Consider the following 20764-nt stretch of genomic DNA (forward strand, 5'->3'; position numbering starts at 1 on the left):
GATTTGACTAGGGCATCAAGTAATGCCCTAGTATTTTTGAATTAAAGCTCTATTATTTTCTGGGTAACCAAATACTAATGTGACCCAATACTAATAGGATTAATCCTCCAATGCTTTGGTCACTTTTTCAAAGAGATCTTTCGCTAAGTTATCCAATGATTGAAGTTTTTCCAATTCGAGGCGCATTAGACGTTGACGTTCCGGATCAAATTTGCGGAATTTCAGTAAGGGATCAATCAACCGAGATGCCACCTGTGGATTGGTTTCATTGAGTTTATGAAGGATCTCACCAGCAAACTGATAACCTGAGCCAGATTTGTCATGGAAATTAACTGGATTGGAATTTAAGAAAGAACCGATCAAGCTTCTAGTACGGTTTGGATTCTTCAAACTAAACGCTTCATGGTGCATAATTTGTTTGATCTTCTCCAAGGCCCCTTTTTGTGGGTTACTGCCTTGCAGAGCAAACCATTTATCCATAACCAATCCATCGTGTTTCCATTTATTGCTGTAATCAGCCATTAGTGATTCGCGACAAGCCAACTGGGCATTATTTGCTGCACTCATTGCGGCAATCGTATCCGTCATGTTATTTGACGTTTCATATTGGGCTTTGGTTAACGTATTTCCTTGCTCTGAATAAGCCAAGAACTGCAAACAACGATTACGAAGCGCCCTTTTACCCATCGCTTTATGATCAATCGAATATTCAGCTTGATTCAAAGTGTAGTACACAGCACTTAACTCCTCTTCGAGAGCAGCCGCAAGTTGTACTGTGATGCCATTTAGAACACTGTCGACGGCATCAATATCAATCTGTTGGTACCATCCCATAATTTCATTAATTGATGGCAATGATAGCACTTGTGCGATAAATGCAGGGTCAAGGTCGGCATCAAGAAGGACACCTCTGAAAGCATCAATTAATGCATCAGGTAGGTAGAGTTCTTCACCTGCTTGAACATGTTGTACATTTTGACGAATGTATTTTGCGAGTAGCATTTGACTGGCATCCCAACGTGCGAAATCGTTGGTTGCATGCTTCATTAGGAAAATCAACTCGTCATCACGGTAGTTATACTCTAGTTTCACTGGTGCAGAGAATTCACGCAACAATGAAGGAACAGGTGGTTGAGAGACATTTTCAAACGTAAAGGTTTGTTTGGCTTGTTTAATGTCTAATACATGATGGACCGCTTCACCATTAATCGTTAATGGGATAATACTGCCATCTTGGGCATAAAGCTCAACATCAAATGGAATATGTAAAGGCTGCTTCTCTGCTTGATCGTGCGTCGGCTCCGTCTTTTGCTCAACGGTAAGAGCAAATGTTTTAGCATCAGCATTATATTCACTCTCTACTATTAACGTCGGCGTGCCAGATTGGCTGTACCATAAGCGGAATTGCTGTAAATCAACACCTGTCGCATCTTCCATCGCAGAAACAAAGTCTTCACAGGTTGCTGCCGTACCATCATGACGGTCAAAGTAAAGCTTCATTCCTTTCTGGAAACCTTCTTCACCAAGCAAGGTATGATACATACGAATCACTTCACTGCCTTTCTCATAGACGGTTAAGGTGTAGAAGTTATTCATTTCAATCACTTTATCAGGGCGAATCGGATGTGACATCGGGCTCGAATCTTCCGCAAATTGCGGACCACGAATAATACGGACATTATCAATACGATTAACCGCACGAGACCCCAAATCAGAAGAGAATTCTTGATCTCGGAACACCGTTAGCCCTTCTTTGAGGCTTAACTGGAACCAGTCACGACATGTTACGCGGTTACCCGTCCAATTGTGGAAGTATTCGTGACCAATCACAGCCTCAATACCTAGGTACTCTTGGTCCGTTGCTGTTTGGTCATTGGCCAATACAAACTTCGAGTTAAATATGTTCAACCCTTTATTTTCCATCGCACCCATGTTGAAAAAGTCGACGGCAACGATCATGTAGATATCAAGGTCATATTCAAGGCCAAATCGCTCTTCATCCCACTTCATTGAGTTGATTAATGAAGTCATCGCATGGCCTGCTCGATCTAAATTGCCTTTATCAACAAAAATTTCCAAGGCGACTTTACGACCAGACATTGTGGTGTATTGATCTGTTAAAACATCGAAGTCCCCTGCGACAAGTGCAAATAAGTAGGCAGGTTTTGGATGGGGATCTTGCCATTGCACCCAGTGACGACCTGAATCAGCTTTACCTTCAGCAATGCGATTACCATTACTCAGGAGATACGGGTAAGTTTTTTGGTCTGCGATCACTTTCGTTGTGAATTTGGCCAAGACATCGGGTCTATCTAGGTAATAAGTAATGCGTCGAAAGCCTTCCGCTTCACATTGGGTACAGAACGCGCCCCCAGACTTATACAAACCTTCAAGTGCCGTATTCGCTTCTGGATCGATTTTTGTCACGATCTCTAATTCAAATTGTTCAGGGAGCTGCTGAAGTATCAATGACGTATCAGTCAATTCTCGGTGCGTCCATTCTTCGCCATTCACTTTGCAAGAATGTAACTCTAAGCCTTCCCCATCGAGCTCTAATGTATTTGACTGAGCTTGCTGGTGGATTTTAGAAACAGCAGTAACCATTGTATTGTTGTCATGAAGGTCAAAGGTCAAATCAATGTCACTGATGAGATGAGAAGGTGCTTGGTAATCTTTACGATATTTTGCTTGCGGGGCATGAGCCATGTTGTTCAATCCTTGTTCTTATAACCATATAAATAGTCGAGCATTATCCTAAGATTTTATGCTCGATATCACTTAATAAGCTATTTTTAGGGCTTGTGGAGCAAGAATACAAGTCTTTGTACGAAAAAACAGAGCTTTTAGCTAATTCGAATCACATTTTGTTTAACAAATAATCAACACTAAATAAAATATCGGTTTGTTCAGCTTTGATGCCGTTCTGTTCATCGCTACTCTGATATCACTCGATTAAGAATAGCGTACATATCGCCATTTGAGTCCTTGATGGTCAGTTCATTATGATTTAGCTCATATTGCGTACCGTGTTCACCATTTTCATACAATAATATCAAGTGCTCGTCTTCCGTATAAAACACGCCTTGTTTAACAGATTCATTGCCATGTTCGTTAGCAACTCGAAACAAGAAGACAAAATCTGGCTGTAGAATAAGTTCCATTTTATTTATCTGATTCGCCACCATTCCGTCTCCCGAAATATGCGAACTTGACCAGATACCAGGAAGAGCTTCAGGCATACCTTTGGTAAAGGTCACCCCATTGAGATCTAAGGTATTATGATTATTTGAATAAGCATATATCTGTGGCTGATCGGTATGCAGTCCAAGAACGAGTGTTTCATCATTCGCGTTATACGCCCCCTCCCAATGATCAATAGAATAATCATGCTTCTGGATATCAATAGAGAAAGAATAATCCGAGCCTAAGCTGAGTTTAATTGCTCGAAAATTTTCTGCTGACTTCTCGGAATTAGTATTCATTAGATACCAATCGCCAATGAGAAAAGGAGTATCAAAATGGCTCAGTTTGTCCCCTTTATCGGCAGTCGAACTGAAACTCAGAGAGCTGAAGCAAAATAAGCTTAAAAGAATGCTGGCATACTTCATACGGTATCCTTGTCGTTTTCTTTTAGCTTAGGCTCTAGATCACATTATTGCGATTATTTTGACTTTGATCACGTTTAATTATCGCAAAAAATTAAGAACTACGGCTGCAATATATACAACCACTTTAATTGATATGCATATGGGATAGTATATTAATAAGAAAGCGAGTCATAATTAATGACTCGCTTTAAATTAAAATAACGAACTTAAATAGTTAATACTTTATTTTTTTAGCATATCAACCATTATCGCGACCGATTCATCCAAATAAACATCTGGAGCTTCATAGTCTTTAGGCACATCATCCAGAGTCTTAAACGCGTCTTGTTTCAGTGTTGCTTGTCGCTTATTAATTCGCTCCAAACGGACAGATTCTGCTTTATCTGACTCTGCTTCTCGAGTTTTCTCATTCAAAGATAAAAAGTTGTCGTCTTTTTCTTTACGATATTTCTCAATATCTTCTTTGATAAAACCGAACTCCATCTCATTTGATATACGTTTATTGTGCAGCTCATTAAGATTGGCTATCAGCTTCTCATTACTTGGAAACGTTTGATATTTCGCTTTGGTAATGCTGTCCCAAGGAAGAGCATTATCTTCAACACTTTCACCGGTTTCACTCGGTTCAACAGGTGTTGGGAAAGAGATATCGGGTGCAACACCTCGATTCTGTGTGCTTCCACCATCAATACGGTAGAATTTTTGAATCGTGTATTGAACGTAACCTAACTCTTTATCAAATAGGTCGTAGATGTGATTCAGCGATCGGTGTTGCTGAACAGTCCCTTTACCAAATGAATTTTCACCCAAAATAATTGCACGATTGTAATCTTGCATTGCTGCGGCAAAAATCTCTGATGCAGAGGCACTGTATCGGTTAATCAAAACCGTTAATGGGCCTTCATAGCTGATCAGACCATCCGTATCAGCATTGACCTTCACTCGTCCGTAGCTATCACGAACCTGAACAACGGGACCTTCTTTGATGAACAGGCCTGTTAGCGCGGTTGCTTCGGTAAGTGCTCCACCACCGTTATTACGAAGGTCGACGATAACACCATCAACATTCTTTTCTTTAAGTTCGGCTAACAGCTTGTCGGTGTCCTTAGAAAGGCCAACATAAAAGCTTGGGACTTCTAGTACACCAATTTTCTTACCGTCTTGTTCGATAATCTCTGATTTAACGGCACGATCTTCTAAACGGACTTTATCACGGACAATCGTGACCACGTAACTTTTAGCATCTTTGCCTTCAGGCAATACCTCTAGATGTACTTTGGTCCCCTTAGGTCCCTTAATGAGCTGAACAACATCATCTAAACGCCAGCCGATGACATCAACAACATCTTCACCGTCTTGGCCGACACCAACAATTCGGTCGCCCTCACCCAGTTTCTTACTTTTTGATGCTGGGCCACCAGCGACTAAAGAGCGAATGACCGTATAATCATCAGTCATTTGAAGTACAGCGCCGATCCCTTCCAGAGATAGGTTCATTTCTGATTGGAACTGTTCTGCATTTCGAGGAGATAAGTAACTTGTATGTGGATCAACTTGTCGAGCAAAAGCGTTCATGTACAACTGAAAAGCATCTTCGTTGTGCGTCTGAGTGATACGCTTCATTGCATTGTTGTAACGCTTCTCTAAAACCTCTTTTATCTCAGGCCATTTCTTACCCGTTAACTTGAGGTTAAGCGCATCGTATTTTACTCGCTTTCGCCAAAGTTCATTCAGTTCAGCTTGGTCTTTAGGCCACGCAGCTTCTGAGCGATCAAGTTCTATTACATCATCGGTATTGAATTTAATTTCATTATCCAACAATGTCAGAGCATAAGCATAGCGCTCGAAGCGTTTTTGCATTGATAGATTATAAATATCAAAGGCCGCTTTATTGTTACCAACTTTGAGCTGATCATCTAAACTCACTGAAGCATCTTTAAAAGAATCTATGTCCGACTGAGTAAAAATATTCTTATTATAATCAAGCAGTTCTACATAGCGGTCGAAGACAGCTTTAGAAAAGTCATCATTAAGGTTGAAATGCTTATAATGAGAGCGTGTGAAACGGGATGTTACTCGTTTGCTTGCTGTTTCATGCTGGGTTTCAGGGGCAAGAGTGGGTAAATCATCTTTATTTAATTTGGCTTCTAGAGCCTGTGCCGATGCTGCCAGCCATAGGCTAGCAGCAATCAGCGTCATTTTTGAACGGCAATTCATGCGTAGGAGTATCTCCCTTATGCGCGTAGGTGCTCCGCTTTCACAACCATTTGAAGGCCGTTAGCAAGTTGAACACGTACATCTTCCTTATTGACTTCAACAATGGTCGCTGCCATGTTTCCTTGACCCATATTCACATTGATTGCGTTACCGATTGTAATTTCATCAGCATTTAACGCACGTGTTTCAACAGGTTTAGCTTGTTGTTTTTGTGTCTTTGGTTTATTAGGACGACGAGCTTGCTGTGGTTTTTTAGCCGCAGGTTTCGCTTTCGCCTTGTTCTCTTCACGAGCTTTCTGAGCTTGTTCTTTACGACGTGCTTGAACTTTTGCTTTACTTTCAGCTAGAGTCGTTTTGGCATGTTCAACGTGCTCTTCTTCTAACTCACCACAAGGGTTACCATCCAGGTCAACACGAGTAGCGCCGGCTTTTACGCCGTGTAAATAACGCCATGATGAAGTGTACTGTCTTAACGCTGCACGAAGCTGGGTCTTGCTCACTTTTTCGTCTTCATTTAGACGTTCCGCAAGATCTTGAAAGATGCCAATTTTCAGAGGCTTTGCTTCACCTTCTAAAGTAAAGCAGTTAGGGAAACATTCAGCAATATATGCAATCACTTCTTTGCTGTTTTTTAACTTTTCAGTCATGAGGGTTCCTGATTTGAGCGGATTTCCGCGAAGCATTAAGAAAAAATATTCTCGTATTATAGTGACATGAGAAAGAAAAACCACAGTCGATGGCGAATTTATGCTTTATTAGCGTGCGAATTAAGCAGCTTTTCTACTTCAGCGGTAAAAAATGCTAACCCTTGTTCATCAATTTCATTAAATCGGCCAATATTAGGGCTATCAATATCAAGTACGCCGGCCAATTCTCCTCCGATAAAAAATGGGATAACGATTTCTGATTGGCTTGCAGCATCACAAGCTATATGACCTTCAAATTGATGAACATCGTACACTCTTTGGATCGTTTTTCGTTCTGCAGCTACGCCACATACACCCTTACCAATGGGTATACGAACACATGCAGGTTTTCCTTGGAAAGGCCCTAAGACAAGCTCATTGCCTTTTTTTAAGTAGAAACCCGCCCAGTTCAATGACTCCAATTCAAGAAACAATAATGAGCTGAGGTTGGCTAGATTAGCAATAAAATCCGGTTCTGATTCAATTAAGGCGCATGCTTGCTTCGTTAGTCTTTGATACTGTTCTATATTCATATTAACTTCCATATTTTTTATCTGTTTGTGTTCTGTCAAGCTTTGCCAACTTTTGGGGGGTGTCTTTCTATTCTTACATTATCCCGTTAAAATACGAAAAATCTTAATAGGAACTATTCGCAATTAAATGAATAATCAATACAACACAATAAGCCGTTCTTGGTTGGTGGCACAAGCAAAAAAATACAAATCAAAGCTTATCATGGCGAATGTTATTGCTGTCATCGCGACTTTAATCAGTGTCCCTATCCCTTTAATGATGCCTTTGATGGTTGATGAAGTTCTTCTTGACACTCCTGCTTCAGGGTTAGCTCTGATGGACGCCGTTTTGCCTCAAGCATGGCAAACGCCAACAGGCTATATCTCCTTTACTCTGTTTCTCGTTATTCTAATGAGAGCATTGAGCCAAGCGTTTAGTATTCTACAAAGCCGTCAATTTACTCAGATTTCAAAGACCATCACATTTGAAATGCGCAGTAAAATGATCGATAAACTCGGCAGAATCAGTATCCGCCAATACGAAACCAAAGGCAGCGGTGGCATTAATGCTCACCTGATTACCGATATTGAAACCATTGATCAGTTCATTGGTTCTACACTCGCGAAGTTTATCATCAGTCTTCTTACGGTTTTTGGCACGGCCATTGTTTTGCTTTGGTTAGATTGGCGTCTTGGCCTATTCATATTGCTGGTTAACCCTATTGTGGTCTATTTCTCCCGTAAATTAGGAGGGATGGTTAAACACCTTAAGCGTAAAGAAAATCATGCTTTTGAGGTTTTTCAAAACCGCTTAATTGAAACGCTTGATGGTATCTATCAACTTCGAGCGGCAAATAAAGAAAGGATTTTTTTACAACAGTTAAAAGATAGCGCCAATCAAGTTCGGCTTGATGCAGACAAATACGCTTGGCAATCAGAAGCGGCAGGACGTGTGTCCTTTTTGCTCTTTTTAATTGGTTTTGAGCTTTTCAGAGCGGTTGCCATGCTAATGGTGCTTTTTAGTGACCTCACGATTGGGCAAATTTTTGCTGTCTTCGGCTATCTTTGGTTTATGCTCTCCCCAGTTCAAGAGCTGTTAGGTATTCAATTTTCGTGGTACAGCGCAAAAGCAGCACTTCAACGTATCAATCAATTATTAGTACTTGAAGAAGAACATAGACCAGAGTCTAAAGTTAACCCGTTTATTTCAGACCAAGAAGTTGATGTCAAAGTTGAGCACGTAACTTTCTCGTATGATGGTGAAAAAAATATCCTCAACGACCTGTCGTTACATATCCCTGCAGGAAAAAAAGTCGCCCTTGTCGGCGCCAGTGGTGGCGGTAAGTCTACATTGATACAGCTCTTGATTGGTGTATATCAACAAGATACTGGAGAAATTTTATATAATAGCGAACGAACGCAAGATATCAGCTTTGAATTAATTCGTGATAAAATTGCCGTTGTATTACAACAACCTATATTATTTAATGATACCTTGAGGCATAATCTTACACTTGGTGGTCATTTTGAAGAGAGCGCTCTGTGGCATGCTCTTGAAGTCGCTCAGCTTCAAGATGTTATTTCTCAGTTGAGTCACGGTTTAGAAACAGAGATTGGTCGTAATGGTATCCGTTTATCTGGTGGCCAACGTCAGCGGCTTGCGATTGCACGTATGATTCTAAGCAATCCGCAGTTTGTTATTCTTGATGAAGCGACGTCTGCATTAGATACCGCAACAGAAGCAGCCTTACATAAAGCTCTAAATGAGTTTTTGCGAGGTAAAACAACACTTATCGTGGCGCACCGTTTATCAGCTGTCAAACAAGCGGACCTGATTTATGTCCTTAAAGATGGCCAGGTGACTCAGACGGGAACTCACGGTGAACTGGTTAAACAAGAAGGTTTATATCAAACATTATATGGTGGAATCCAATCTCATGCGTAGAGCCTTTGCTCAGCAAATTGATAAAACAAAGAGTTTCCCGTGGCACTGCTGAGTAAACATAATCGGCAGGTTCAACGCGTTCGCCTTTGCCAGGGGTGTGAACTGCCTGTCGATGTGATTCCATTAAACCATAGACACCGAGCTCACTGCCCTCGGTGTGGTACCCAACTGTACCGAGGAGGTAACCCAAGCCTGTCAGGGAATGCTGCCATCGCCTTCACTTGTCTATTGCTTTTTATCCCCTCACATTTTTATGATTTCATCAGCATTCGTCTCTTTGGGGTAATGATACCTGCTACTTTACCCTCTGGTGTTTTTACCCTGTTTCAAGACGGTTTTATATTGCTACCGCTACTGATTTTTCTCTGCAGTACCCTAGCCCCTTTGATTGTGTGTAGTTCCGTTTTACTCGCCCACTGGTCCATATCTCAGCGATGGTTTAAAAGCTTACAAGTTTCACTTTGGCTGGTTCAAAACTTAAAGCACTGGGTGATGTTAGACGTTTTCTTGGTCAGCATTGCTATCTCATGTTTCAAGTTACAAGAGCTGTCTGATATTTATGTCGGCCCTGGCCTTATCGGTTTGGTACTGCTACAGATTTTCACGGTTATGTTATTATCACGCATCTGTGTGCGTCGTTATTGGGAAGCTTGGCAACCTGAAGTGAGCTACAAGTTTGAGCATAAGGACATTGATTGTCATGAGTGCCACCTTTCCCAGCCTAAACAGGACCACTGCCAACGCTGCCATCATCACTTACATCACCGTGAACCCCACTCCATCCAGAAAACATGGGCCTATTTAGTCGCTGCCAGTATTGTTATCTTTCCCGCTAACCTCATACCGATCTCAATTTTAACCACGAATGGCCAGCGCTTAGAGGATACCATTTACTCTGGTGTAATGGGCCTTGTGCAAAACGGTATGTATGGCATTGCGGTGATCATCTTCGTAGCGAGTATTGTCGTCCCTGTTGCTAAGATTATTGGATTGGCTTACATCTTGTTATGCATCCAATTTAAACAAATCAAACACAGAAAACAGCAGATGATGGTATATTTTGCCGTTAAATGGATCGGAAAATGGTCAGTGATGGATTTATTTGTCATTTCAATCATGATGACCTTAATCGATCGTGGGCAAATTCTTGACTTTATCCCAGGCTATGGGGCCGTTGCTTTCGGAGCTGTCGTTGTCTTCACTATGTTGGCCGCCGATAGTCTTGACCCTAGATGTATTTGGAAAGCGCCACCCCAAAAATCCAACAAAGAGCAAATTAATGAGTGATAAAAACGGTTCTCAAGCATCATACTCACCTGACGTAAAGAAAAGCAAAGGCATTTCTCCGCTGTGGCTTTTGCCGGTGTTAACCATGGTTCTTGCCGGTTGGTTAGTGTTCAAATCGGTTCATGATGCCGGTCAAAGCGTGCAAATTTACTTTTCTGAAGCGGCAGGGTTAATTCCGGGTCGGACAACCATTCGTTATCAAGGTTTAGAAGTTGGGATGGTTCGTAACATAAGCTTGTCTCAAGATTTAAGCAATATTTATGTCGATGCGGATATTTACCCAGATGCAACTAAATTACTTAACGATAAAACTCGATTCTGGTTGGTTAAACCGACCGCTAGTTTGAGCGGAGTTTCTGGTTTAGACGCTTTGGTTTCCGGTAATTACATTGCGATTCAACCTGGTGATAGCCAAAAATTTGAAACTACATTTCACGCACTAAACTCTGCCCCAAGAGACTTAAAAGTCAATCAGGGATTAAATATTCAACTTAAAAGCCGTGATCTTGGTGGGATATCCATTGGTTCGCAGATTGTTTACAAAAAAATACCTATCGGCGAGATTTACAACTACCAATTAGACAAAGATGCTAAATCCGTCACCATCCAAGCAAATATTGAAGAACAGTATCGACATATAATCAATGATCGCAGTCGATTTTGGAATGTTAGTGGCTTAGGAGCGAATATTGGATTCAATGGGGTTGATGTCAAACTGGAAAGCATGAATGCTCTGCTCTCTGGTGCTATTGCTGTTGATTCACCTGACGATGGCGAACCCGTTAAAGAAAATAGTGAATTTCATCTCTATAAAGATTTACAAACCGCAGGCCGAGGAATCGCGATTAAAATCGCCCTACCTGATGATAATAACATCAGCGGTAAAGGCGCTCCTATCATGTATCGGGGTATTGAAGTAGGTCAAATCACCGACCTAAAGCTTTCTGAAGACAATAAAGTTATTTTAGCTTCAGCAGCGATCCAACCCGCCTTCAGCGATATGTTAACCGTCAATACTCGCTTTGTTCTCGAAGAAGCAAAAGTCTCTTTATCTGGTGTTGAAAATATTACTAACTTAGTGCGTGGGAATTTTTTAACCATCGTGCCCAATAAAGGGAAAAGTACCCGTCAATTCACTGCTATTCGCAAGAGCGTTTTTAATCAACAACAAGAAAAATCCATTGCAATCCGTTTAGTTTCAAACAATTCATATGGTTTGGATAGCGGGGCAAACCTGCTTTATAAAGGGGTTGTGGTTGGCTCTGTTATCAAAGTGGGACTACAAGGTACAACTAAGCAAAGCAACAACGAAGTTTTCATGGATGTGTTGGTTGATCATGAATACAAGCATCTACTTAAATCAAATAACCGATTCTATGTGACTGGCAGTGCTTCTGCTGAGCTCACTGAGTCGGGGTTAAGTATTACTGTGCCACCTGCAAAACAACTCTTAACAGGTTCAATTAGCTTTGTCAGTCAAGGCAAAAACACTGTGAAAGATGAATATCAACTATTTCAAAGTGCCTCATTAGCAGAGATTGCCCAGTACAATCAAACTGGCTCTAAGACTCTGACATTATTCACCAAAGAGCTCCCCTCGATTTCCAAAGGCAGCCCACTCCTCTACCGCAACTTGCCTGTAGGAAGTGTCTCTGATTTTAGCTTGGTTAACGATGGGGTGATTGTAAAAGTGACGATAGAGAACCGTTACGCTTACTTAGTTGGCAAGCAAACCGTTTTTTGGAATCGTTCAGGCGTTGAAATCGACGCATCAATGGCAGGCATTCGCGTAAAAGCCGACCCAATAAGGACTCTTATCCAGGGTGGCATTGCGTTTGATACTATAGAAGGTGTTGAAAACAAAATCGCTCATCGCTGGAAACTTTACAACAACCAAAGTGAAGCCAGACAATTTGGTAAAACCATCACATTATTGACAAATGGCACCCAAGAAGTGAGCGAAGGGACCCCTATTCAATATCAAGGAATTAAAGTTGGAGAAGTCACCTCTGTATCACCAGATTTCAAGCAAGAGTCGATGAAAGTACAAGCGCATCTCTACCCTCAATATGTTGACGACATTGCCGTGACAGGGTCACACTTTTGGCTCGCTTCACCACAAATTGGAATTAGCGGAGTCAAAAACCTCGATGCGCTTGTCTCTAAATCGATCAGCGTTAAGCCAGGAAATGGTAACAGTAAGTTCCAATTTGACTTAGCAAATACTGACCAATCACAACAAGGCATAGGCTTTATTTTACAGAGCGAACAACGCGGTTCTGTTCAAGTAGGCACACCAATACTCTACCGACAAATGGATGTAGGGACAGTCACAGATATTCAGCTCGGTGAGTTTGCTGACCGAGTCATGATTCAAATTGAAGTTTTGCCTCAATTCGCTTACCTAGTGCGTCAAAACAGTGTCTTTTGGAATGTTTCTGGCGTTGATGTTTCTTTTGGCCTCTCAGGCGCAAGCATCCGTTCTGGCACAGTTGAAAGTTTAGTTAGAGGTGGCATCGCGTTTGCTACCCCTGAACAATCAAACCTTAAACCGATTGCAGAAGCTGGGAAAACGTTTTACCTCAACCCTCAAGCTGAAGAAGATTGGACAAGTTGGCAAACACCGATACCTAAACCTTAGTCGCCCAAACTAACACCCAAAATTATCAAAAGAGTAGCTTTTATGCTGCTCTTTTTGGTTCGTTTCCGACTATCAGTGTTCGTTTCTTTGGTGATTTCGTATATTATTTGCTTTAAATTCTGTAACCGAGAAATGACTTTGCATTCTAACGTATATATTCCTGAAGCTTTTCTAGAAAAAATTCAGACTATTCTTCCCAAGCATCTCAACATGGAAGAATTTATCGCATCTTGTCAAAAACCACTGCGTAAAAGCATCCGAGTGAACACCTTGAAGATCAGTGTGGAATCATTTCTCGAACGTGCAGAGTTAAAAGGTTGGAAGCTTACGCCTGTCCCATGGTGTGATACTGGTTTCTGGATTGATGCAGATGAATCAAACGTCCCACTTGGCAATACTGCCGAGCATATGTCAGGATTATTTTACATCCAAGAAGCCAGTTCCATGATGCCTGTCTCAGCTCTTTTCATGCACGAAGAGCAATATCACAGCGTATTAGATACTGCTGCCGCACCAGGCTCAAAAACAACTCAAATCGCTGCACTCATGGACAATCAAGGCATCTTAGTCGCCAACGAGTATGCCGCTAGTCGAGTCAAAGTTTTGCACGCCAATATTGAACGATGTGGTGTTCGCAATACAGCCCTGAGTAATTTCGATGGCCGTGTCTTTGGTGGATGGCTTCCCGAGCAATTTGACGCCGTGTTATTGGATGCTCCATGCTCTGGTGAAGGAACATTACGTAAAGATGCTGATGCCATGAAAAACTGGTCTCAAGAATCTGTCCTTGATATCGCCAATACGCAAAAAGAACTGATTGAAAGTGCGTTCTGCTCTCTCAAAACCGATGGTGTGATGGTCTACTCTACCTGTACTTTAAGTACCGAAGAGAACCAACAAGTGTGCCATCACATAAAAGAGACATTTGGTGACGCGGTGAAATTTGAAAGCCTTGCAGGTTTATTCCCTATGGCTGAACAAGCCCTAACCGAAGACGGCTTTTTACATATTTTCCCTCAAGTCTACGATTGTGAAGGCTTCTTCGTTGCTCGAGTTCGTAAAGTCGCTCCCGTAGAGACACCAATCGTAAAAAAACGTATGGGTAAATTCCCATTTGAAAAGGCTTCAAAAAAAGTAACTTCTGACATTGCCAATCAGCTCAAAGACGCATTGGGCATTAGCTTTCCAAATGACGCAACATTATGGCTTCGCGATAAAGATGTGTGGCTGTTTCCACAAGCACTAGAACCTATGCTTGGTGAGCTGCGCTTTTCTAGAATGGGGATCAAAATTGCAGAAACGCATAAGAATGGTTATCGCTGGCAACATCAAGTAGCAACGGCTCTGGCTGATGGTACAGAACAACACACTGTGGAATTAAATACAGAAGAAGCACGCGAATGGTTTATGGGGCGAGATATTAGACCAAGCTATTTGGCAGAAAAGCAGGTAACAAAAGGCGAAGTTTTGGTTAAATATGACGGTGCTATTATCGGCTTAGGTAAATGGGTAAATAATCGAATTAAGAACGGCCTACCTCGCGAATTGGTTCGCGATAAGAATTTATTTTAGTCGACTCTCCTCACACTCGTACTTCCCTCTACTACCTGTCAGTTTGGATGTTTATTTTTAATAATTCACATTGACAGGTTTTGCTTTTTCGGGGGGCAACTCGAAAAAGCAATCTTGGGACAAGCAATCTTGGGACAGACATGGTTATGTAAAGTAGGGCTAATTAGAACAGACATGATTAGAATGAAAAACCAACATGACTTGCAATAAAAAGTGTGTTGCCTTTCTCAAAATGATCATAATCACAGAGTAATCCTTACCCTCTTGAACTACTGTTTATTTATCCATGCTCAATGCAGATAAACCATGACAGTTGCTCGAACAACATTAATTAACATTGAAGCCACCCCTTATTATCACTGCATTTCTCGTTGCGTTCGCCGCTCTTTTTTGTGTGGCTATGATCAGCAGACGAATGCCTGTTTTGAGCACCGACGTGGCTGGATTGAAAAGCGCTTACTTCAATTAGCCCAGGTCTTTTGTATTGATGTTTGTGCTTATGCCATCATGAGTAATCACTATCATGTGGTCTTGCACGTTAATTCCACTCTCGCCGACACGCTTTCTTTACATCAAGTCGCAGCTCGGTGGTTAAGTTTGCATCGCACACCCGAACTAATCCGTCGGTTTCTCTCCGGTGATACCTTGTCTGAGCCTGAACTGGCTTGCTGTAAAGAAATGATTGAGCAATGGCGAACACGGCTGACCAGCATCAGTTGGTTTATGAAATTACTCAATCAGCATATTGCCTTTAAAGCGAATCAAGAAGACGAATGTAAAGGCCACTTTTGGGAAGGAAGATTTAAAAGCCAAGCATTACTGGATGAAAAAGCGCTCGCTGCGGCGATGGCCTACGTCGATTTAAACCCTGTTCGCGCAAACTTAGCAAACACACCAGAGGAGTCTGAGTTTACCTCGGTTAAAACTAGGATCGAGGCGCTTCGCGATGGACAGCCTTCGTCTTTACTCTTTCCATTTACCGAAGAGTCTATACAAGACCCACCTCAAGGACTTCCATTTCAACTCTTGGATTATCTGGAATTAGTCGATTGGACAGCAAGACAAATAAGAAGTGGTAAACAAGGCTATCAAGACGCTCGTCTCCCTTCGATTCTACAAAGATTAGGGTTAGACCATTCTCATTGGCTCACAGCATGTCATCATATTGAAAAAGGTTTTTTTGTGGGGACCGATGTATCAATTAAAGCTTCTCTACCTTTCTTCAATCGGCAAAAAGTCACTGGTTTCCGTTTGTCTTAACACTAGTCAGACAAAAGCTGTAGATCAAAGATTCTAGACTCCTCGATCTTTAAATCTGTTAAAAATCCATTGAGTTCCATTTCTCGCCCTCTTTGAGCAATGTTCTTACTTAATCTCTCATCCAAATTTAAGATTAACATCGATTATTAGACCGAAGTAAGCAAGCTTTGAGGTTTATCGTCTGTCCTTTTTAAGTCTTCCAGACTATTAAAAAACCTCAGGAATATTACATGTCCTTTTTAATATTCTCCTTTTTAATATCCCCCATCTTATTAATATTCATAATGCTGTTTGAATGCAATTGGGTAACTAGATAACTTTTGACTGTCCCTAATTATTTTGCTGGAACCTAAACAACTATGTCTGTCCCAATATAGCTTCAATAGAGCTTCCCGAAGTAAGTTTCATATGCTTCCTCATTTTGTCTCACCTTTAAAACAAACCCAATGTATTTTTCTAGTTGGAACCAAGTTCACTCGCGATCCTATTAAAGTGTACTAGAATAATTAGACGTATTGATTGGAGGTGTTCAACACACATGGCATTCTCATCAGAGATAAGAGTGATGTTTATTGTGCAGTTTGAGATGCATAACAATGTCTTTAATGGCGAATCTTAATACAGGCTTCAGTAGCCGTTTCCCCTAGGCCCAAAGATATGGAAGAATTTGGGCCTTTTTTTTGTCCGCTACGTTGAAGCCTGCAAGTTTCAAGTTAAGAAAAATACCTATGGTAAGCGAATTCCGCTAGAATCAATAACAATCTTCCCAGCTTTATACAGACCACCAATCGTCTTTTTATACGTACCCTTACTTGTTCTAAACACATCAAAGATTGCTTCGGGTGAGGATTTATCATTCAAAGGCAAAAATCCCCCTTTGTTTTGAAGTTCATTCAAAATCTTAATCGAAAGATCGTCCATTTTTGCGACCCCCACTTTCTGCAAAGCTAGGTCGATCTTACCATCTTCTCGAATCTGCTTGATGTAACCTTTCAATTTTTTACCGATAAAGAGTTTACCAAACACGTCAGATGGAAAAATCATTCCCCAATGTTGACCATTAATGATTGCTTTATAACCAAGTTGGCTTCGCTCAGCGATGATCAACTCTACCTGTTGGTTAATTTCATAGTTAGCCGGCGTTTTATCAAGCCATTTATTGAATTTCGTTGTTCCCACAATTCGGCCTGAAGCTTTATCTGTATAGACGTAAACCAGGATAGTCTGACCGGCTGAGAAGCGAGTTCGTTGTTCACTGAACGGTATAAGAAGATCTTTTTCTTTGATACCCCAATTTACAAATGCACCTGTCTTATTGATGCCTTCAATTTTCATTAAACCCCACTCACCGACCTGAGCTATCGGCGTTTCAGTGGTGGCCACAAGCTGGCTTTCTGAGTCAAAATAAAGAAAAACGTCAATTTGAGCGCCTATTTCTAAACCTTGTGGTACATATTTATTAGGCAATAATACTGAGCCATAATCATCAGCGTCTAGAAACATACCAAAATCAGCCTTTTTAATGACCTCTAAGCTGTTAATTTGACCAATTTTAATCATTTAATTCATCTCTTTTTAAGTTTGTTAGGAATTATACCCAAACTAAGCATAAAATCAGAGAGAAATGCTGCCTTCTCTGCTATGCTATTGATGTTTTACACTAATTTTTTCCAGCCTAATCGCATAGGCTTTATGCAACTAGGTTTAGGATGATATATCTAAGATCAGGAGACTTCATTGGTCACCGTAGACAAACAAGACTCAACAACCCTCAAGATTAGTCATGCTCTTGCTAAGAGCAAAACACTCGACCTTGATATCTACATATTTGTTCCCGGAGAGCTTGGTTTAAACTCCGATATAATCAGCGAGTCAGAGTTTTACTACACTTCGATCACCCAGAAACGTTCTTACTATAGTACCGAAATTCTTTTACCGCTTGTTCATAGTCGTCTTGCTAAACGCGGCCATCTATCAAATCGCCAATATCGTGTCAGTTTAAGCTTGTTTGCTTACCAATATGTCACCGCTCTCGATAAAGCCGTAGAAGCCTTAAATAAGCATGAAAGTGACACCGTAACAGAAGATGATGTTGATGAAGTGATTGAGCTGACCATCGATATTCTGAAACGTTTAAGGCGATCAATACCTTACGAAGAAAGCCTCAAGCGGTATTACGTTAACATAGATAATTATCTATCTTGGTATACAGAGCAAAAGTTCCTTTCATTGGTTGCTCACCTTCCTCGTGAGGGAGACTATAGTACGATCAAGGAACGTTTGATCACCTTATGTGAAAAAGAACAGGCTCATCGTAAGCTCAATAATTACAATTCAGCAGGCATGTTTGAAGATGTCACCCGTTTATCAAATAAAATGCGCTTACTAAGACGTTTAATTGAGCACCCCATCGTATTGCGTGAAAAAACAACCTCGATGGGCAAAAACATTAAACGAGCAACGAAGGGAATCGCGACAGGGCTGGTCATGGTTGTGGTAACAACCACCGTCATAATGGCTCGAGATTATCTTGGTGAAATCTCAGCCTCATTTATCATCGCTATGTCATTTATCTACGCTTTGAGGGAGATTTTTAAGGATGATCTTCGTGATGCAATGTGGCGCTGGATTCGTAAAGGCAAACCTAAATGGCGTAAGAAGTACATGGATCCGACAACAAAAAAGTTTGTTGGTCGTAAATTAGAATGGCTTGATTATCGCTCTTTGTCATCTCTACCTGATAGAATTCAAAGCATCCGTAAAAAACGAGTGGTGCAGCGAGAAGAGCAAATTCTTCATTATCATGCGAAAACAGAAATGGCGACCACATCATTTCTCAGTGGATATGAGCAAACTCGTGAAACACTCAACATCAGTTTGCGTCCAATTATACGCTTAATGGATAAAAGTACGAATCGCGTCTACAAGCTTAATGACGGTCAGGTAAGTAAAGAGTCAGTAGAGAAGCGTCATCTGTTGAATGTCATTGTCAAAGAGTGCAACCATACAGACGAACCTATTTATTACCGTTGGAAAGTGGTACTTAATCGTTCAAAAATCGTATCAATCGAAAAGATAGAGCTCACATAGGGCTCTATAATCTGCTCAGCTTTTTCGCTCATCTTTATATAATCAATCTATTACACTCTTTGGTTCATGGCTTAGGTGAAGAGGTCGCTTTTATAGATAGTGTTAAGATAAATTTTGCCATTGGCTTCTTTCCGTCAATTGAAGGACAATAAGCGGTGATTGCAACGTCCTCATTAACGCGCTCCCCGGTTGTGAGCGTTTTTTGCAGCATTTCATCGATGAGTAAACCGTCATGGCAAATGAAGTGAACATCCCCTTCTGGCCTTTTTAAAAACTCAGCTTTCATGCCTTTGAAAACGAGCGAGATACGGTCCCCTCGTTCCTTAGCTTTACACATCGCCAAAAAGCCACCAGCAAGATCAGCCCCTATAGCAAGTGCACCGAAGTACATACTGTTGTGGTGATTTTTCGTTCTCCTTCTAAGAGGTATCTTAACTTCTACATGCTGTTCATCTATTGCAATAATTTTAGGTCGGCATAGCCAAATCAAAGGCACTTTAGTCAACCCGAACAATTTTAAGTATATATTTGAACGCCAGACCATGGATCTCATCACTTTTCCTCACAGGATTCCTCCGACCAGTGAAACAACCCATTGGCTTTAAGTCAAAACTATGTTTCCAAAATGTTAACCAGAACAGCAATTCTATATCGTGCCCTTTTTGATTGGGTTTGTTAACGCAATCTTTTGATCGGTTCTCAAAAAAATGTCAATTTATAGAACAAATTATTAATAATTCAATGAAAAAAGATTCGACCATGTTTAAGATACATTACGTAGAATAAGATTTTAGTGAAGGGTTTATTCCTTACCAGAATTCCGCTATCTTTAGCGCTTAACCATAGAGAATAAAACTTAGACATGCCGATTAAAACAGACGAATTGAGAACACAGCCTTTGGGGCCAATGCCAACTCCAGCTGAACTTGGCAGTATTCACCCTATCACCGACGATGTTGCTGATCGTATAGCTCAATCCCGTCGACAAATTGAAAAAATATTAATAGGTGAAGATAATCGCATCCTCACGATTGTTGGGCCTTGCTCCGTTCATGATACCGAAGCCGCAATTGACTATGCAACTCGCCTAGCAAATATTCAAGACCAGTACAAAGATGAATTGTTTATTGTCATGCGCACATATTTTGAAAAGCCACGAACCGTCGTTGGTTGGAAAGGGTTAATTACAGATCCTAATCTCGACGGTTCATACGCTCTTGAAGCCGGTTTGCACAAAGCTCGTAAGTTACTTCTGGACATCAACAAACTTGGGTTAGCAACAGCGACCGAGTTTTTAGACATGATTACAGGCCAGTACATTGCTGATTTGATCACTTGGGGCGCGATAGGTGCACGAACGACTGAGTCGCAAATTCATAGAGAAATGGCATCGGCACTTTCATGTCCTGTTGGCTTTAAAAACGGCACGAATGGTAATGTAAAAATTGCCATAGACGCCATCAGAGCATCAAAAGCCTCTCACTACTTTTACTCTCCAGATAAAAATGGCCGAATGACGGTTTACCGCACCAGTGGTAACCCTTACGGGCACATTATTTTGCGTGGTGGAGACAAAGGGCCAAACTATGACGCTTCATCTGTTGCACAAGCCTGTAACGCCTTGGCTGAGTTTGATCTTCCCCAGCGTTTGGTCATTGACTTTAGCCATGCGAATTGTCAAAAGCAGCATCGCAAGCAGCTAGAAGTCGCTCAAGACGTATGTGACCAAATTCGCTCAGGCAGTTCACGTATTGCCGGAATTATGGCTGAGAGTTTCATATTGGAAGGTAATCAGCCAATGACTGACATTCACAATCTAACTTATGGTCAGTCCATTACTGACCCGTGTTTAGGTTGGGACGATACAGTAAACTTGCTTGATATGCTGGCAAGTGCTGTAAAATCCAGAAAGTAATTACCCAATAACAAAATAATCGAGGAATCTT

14 protein-coding genes are annotated in these 20764 nt (G+C 41.2%); 7 read left to right on the plus strand and 7 right to left on the minus strand.

What is annotated here, in order from left to right:
- Positions 1-99: 99 nt before the first annotated feature.
- The 5 genes from pepN to BS333_RS07155 all read right to left on the minus strand — a co-directional run bounded on the left by pepN (position 100) and on the right by BS333_RS07155 (position 7044).
- Positions 100-2706: an aminopeptidase N gene (gene pepN / locus BS333_RS07135; RefSeq protein WP_021710456.1), complete on the minus strand. Its 2607-nt coding sequence runs from the start codon at positions 2704-2706 to the stop codon at positions 100-102.
- Positions 2707-2933: 227 nt separating this feature from the next.
- Positions 2934-3608: a hypothetical protein gene (locus BS333_RS07140; RefSeq protein WP_021710457.1), complete on the minus strand. Its 675-nt coding sequence runs from the start codon at positions 3606-3608 to the stop codon at positions 2934-2936.
- 222 nt (positions 3609-3830) lie between these two features.
- The gene (gene prc / locus BS333_RS07145; RefSeq protein ID WP_021710458.1) at positions 3831-5825 is read right to left on the minus strand and encodes a carboxy terminal-processing peptidase; all 1995 of its coding nucleotides are present in this window, start codon (positions 5823-5825) and stop codon (positions 3831-3833) included.
- A gap of 17 nt (positions 5826-5842) precedes the next feature.
- Positions 5843-6472: an RNA chaperone ProQ gene (gene proQ, locus BS333_RS07150; RefSeq protein WP_021710459.1), complete on the minus strand. Its 630-nt coding sequence runs from the start codon at positions 6470-6472 to the stop codon at positions 5843-5845.
- Between the two features lie 98 nt (positions 6473-6570).
- On the minus strand, positions 6571-7044 hold the full coding sequence (locus BS333_RS07155; RefSeq protein ID WP_021710460.1) for a GAF domain-containing protein: 474 nt from the start codon (positions 7042-7044) through the stop codon (positions 6571-6573).
- Between the two features lie 127 nt (positions 7045-7171).
- Between BS333_RS07155 and BS333_RS07160 the strand changes: the two genes are divergently transcribed.
- The 5 genes from BS333_RS07160 to BS333_RS07180 all read left to right on the plus strand — a co-directional run bounded on the left by BS333_RS07160 (position 7172) and on the right by BS333_RS07180 (position 15728).
- Complete coding sequence (locus BS333_RS07160) at positions 7172-8968, plus strand: ABC transporter ATP-binding protein (RefSeq protein WP_021710461.1); 1797 nt, start codon at positions 7172-7174, stop codon at positions 8966-8968.
- 39 nt (positions 8969-9007) lie between these two features.
- Complete coding sequence (locus BS333_RS07165; RefSeq protein WP_021710462.1) at positions 9008-10255, plus strand: paraquat-inducible protein A; 1248 nt, start codon at positions 9008-9010, stop codon at positions 10253-10255.
- Positions 10248-12896, plus strand: a complete 2649-nt coding sequence (locus BS333_RS07170; RefSeq protein WP_021710463.1) for an MlaD family protein — start codon at positions 10248-10250, stop codon at positions 12894-12896. The genes BS333_RS07165 and BS333_RS07170 overlap by 8 nt, the downstream gene beginning before the upstream one ends.
- A gap of 138 nt (positions 12897-13034) precedes the next feature.
- Positions 13035-14468, plus strand: a complete 1434-nt coding sequence (gene rsmF, locus BS333_RS07175; protein ID WP_033004065.1) for a 16S rRNA (cytosine(1407)-C(5))-methyltransferase RsmF — start codon at positions 13035-13037, stop codon at positions 14466-14468.
- Between the two features lie 306 nt (positions 14469-14774).
- Positions 14775-15728: a transposase gene (locus BS333_RS07180; protein ID WP_021710465.1), complete on the plus strand. Its 954-nt coding sequence runs from the start codon at positions 14775-14777 to the stop codon at positions 15726-15728.
- Between the two features lie 726 nt (positions 15729-16454).
- Here the strand turns inward: BS333_RS07180 and BS333_RS07185 are convergent.
- Positions 16455-17288 (minus strand): CvfB family protein, encoded by an 834-nt coding sequence (locus tag BS333_RS07185; RefSeq protein ID WP_021710466.1) that lies wholly within the window; start codon positions 17286-17288, stop codon positions 16455-16457.
- Between the two features lie 177 nt (positions 17289-17465).
- On the opposite strand from BS333_RS07185, the gene BS333_RS07190 reads away from it, so the two are divergent.
- Entirely contained in the window at positions 17466-18818 is a 1353-nt protein-coding gene (locus BS333_RS07190; protein WP_021710467.1) for a hypothetical protein, read from the plus strand.
- A 64-nt stretch (positions 18819-18882) separates the two neighbouring features.
- Here BS333_RS07190 and BS333_RS07195 read toward each other — a convergent pair whose 3' ends face one another.
- Complete coding sequence (locus BS333_RS07195; RefSeq protein WP_021710468.1) at positions 18883-19371, minus strand: DUF4442 domain-containing protein; 489 nt, start codon at positions 19369-19371, stop codon at positions 18883-18885.
- Between the two features lie 309 nt (positions 19372-19680).
- Between BS333_RS07195 and BS333_RS07200 the strand changes: the two genes are divergently transcribed.
- A complete protein-coding gene (locus BS333_RS07200) occupies positions 19681-20733 on the plus strand; it encodes a 3-deoxy-7-phosphoheptulonate synthase (RefSeq protein WP_021710469.1) in 1053 nt (350 codons plus the stop codon).
- The last annotated feature ends 31 nt before the right edge of the window (positions 20734-20764 follow it).

It is taken from the genome of Vibrio azureus (assembly GCF_002849855.1).
Taxonomy (GTDB): Bacteria; Pseudomonadota; Gammaproteobacteria; order Enterobacterales; family Vibrionaceae; genus Vibrio; species Vibrio azureus.

What these genes read in the sequence shown, in the direction of transcription:
- pepN (WP_021710456.1), bottom strand. Translation starts at nt 2,706, where the DNA reads ATGGCTCATGCCCCGCAAGCAAAATATCGTAAAGATTACCAAGCACCT.
- BS333_RS07140 (WP_021710457.1), bottom strand. Translation starts at nt 3,608, where the DNA reads ATGAAGTATGCCAGCATTCTTTTAAGCTTATTTTGCTTCAGCTCTCTG.
- prc (WP_021710458.1), bottom strand. Translation starts at nt 5,825, where the DNA reads ATGAATTGCCGTTCAAAAATGACGCTGATTGCTGCTAGCCTATGGCTG.
- proQ (WP_021710459.1), bottom strand. Translation starts at nt 6,472, where the DNA reads ATGACTGAAAAGTTAAAAAACAGCAAAGAAGTGATTGCATATATTGCT.
- BS333_RS07155 (WP_021710460.1), bottom strand. Translation starts at nt 7,044, where the DNA reads ATGAATATAGAACAGTATCAAAGACTAACGAAGCAAGCATGCGCCTTA.
- BS333_RS07160 (WP_021710461.1), top strand. Translation starts at nt 7,172, where the DNA reads ATGAATAATCAATACAACACAATAAGCCGTTCTTGGTTGGTGGCACAA.
- BS333_RS07170 (WP_021710463.1), top strand. Translation starts at nt 10,248, where the DNA reads ATGAGTGATAAAAACGGTTCTCAAGCATCATACTCACCTGACGTAAAG.
- BS333_RS07180 (WP_021710465.1), top strand. Translation starts at nt 14,775, where the DNA reads ATGACAGTTGCTCGAACAACATTAATTAACATTGAAGCCACCCCTTAT.
- BS333_RS07185 (WP_021710466.1), bottom strand. Translation starts at nt 17,288, where the DNA reads ATGATTAAAATTGGTCAAATTAACAGCTTAGAGGTCATTAAAAAGGCT.
- BS333_RS07195 (WP_021710468.1), bottom strand. Translation starts at nt 19,371, where the DNA reads ATGAGATCCATGGTCTGGCGTTCAAATATATACTTAAAATTGTTCGGG.
- BS333_RS07200 (WP_021710469.1), top strand. Translation starts at nt 19,681, where the DNA reads ATGCCGATTAAAACAGACGAATTGAGAACACAGCCTTTGGGGCCAATG.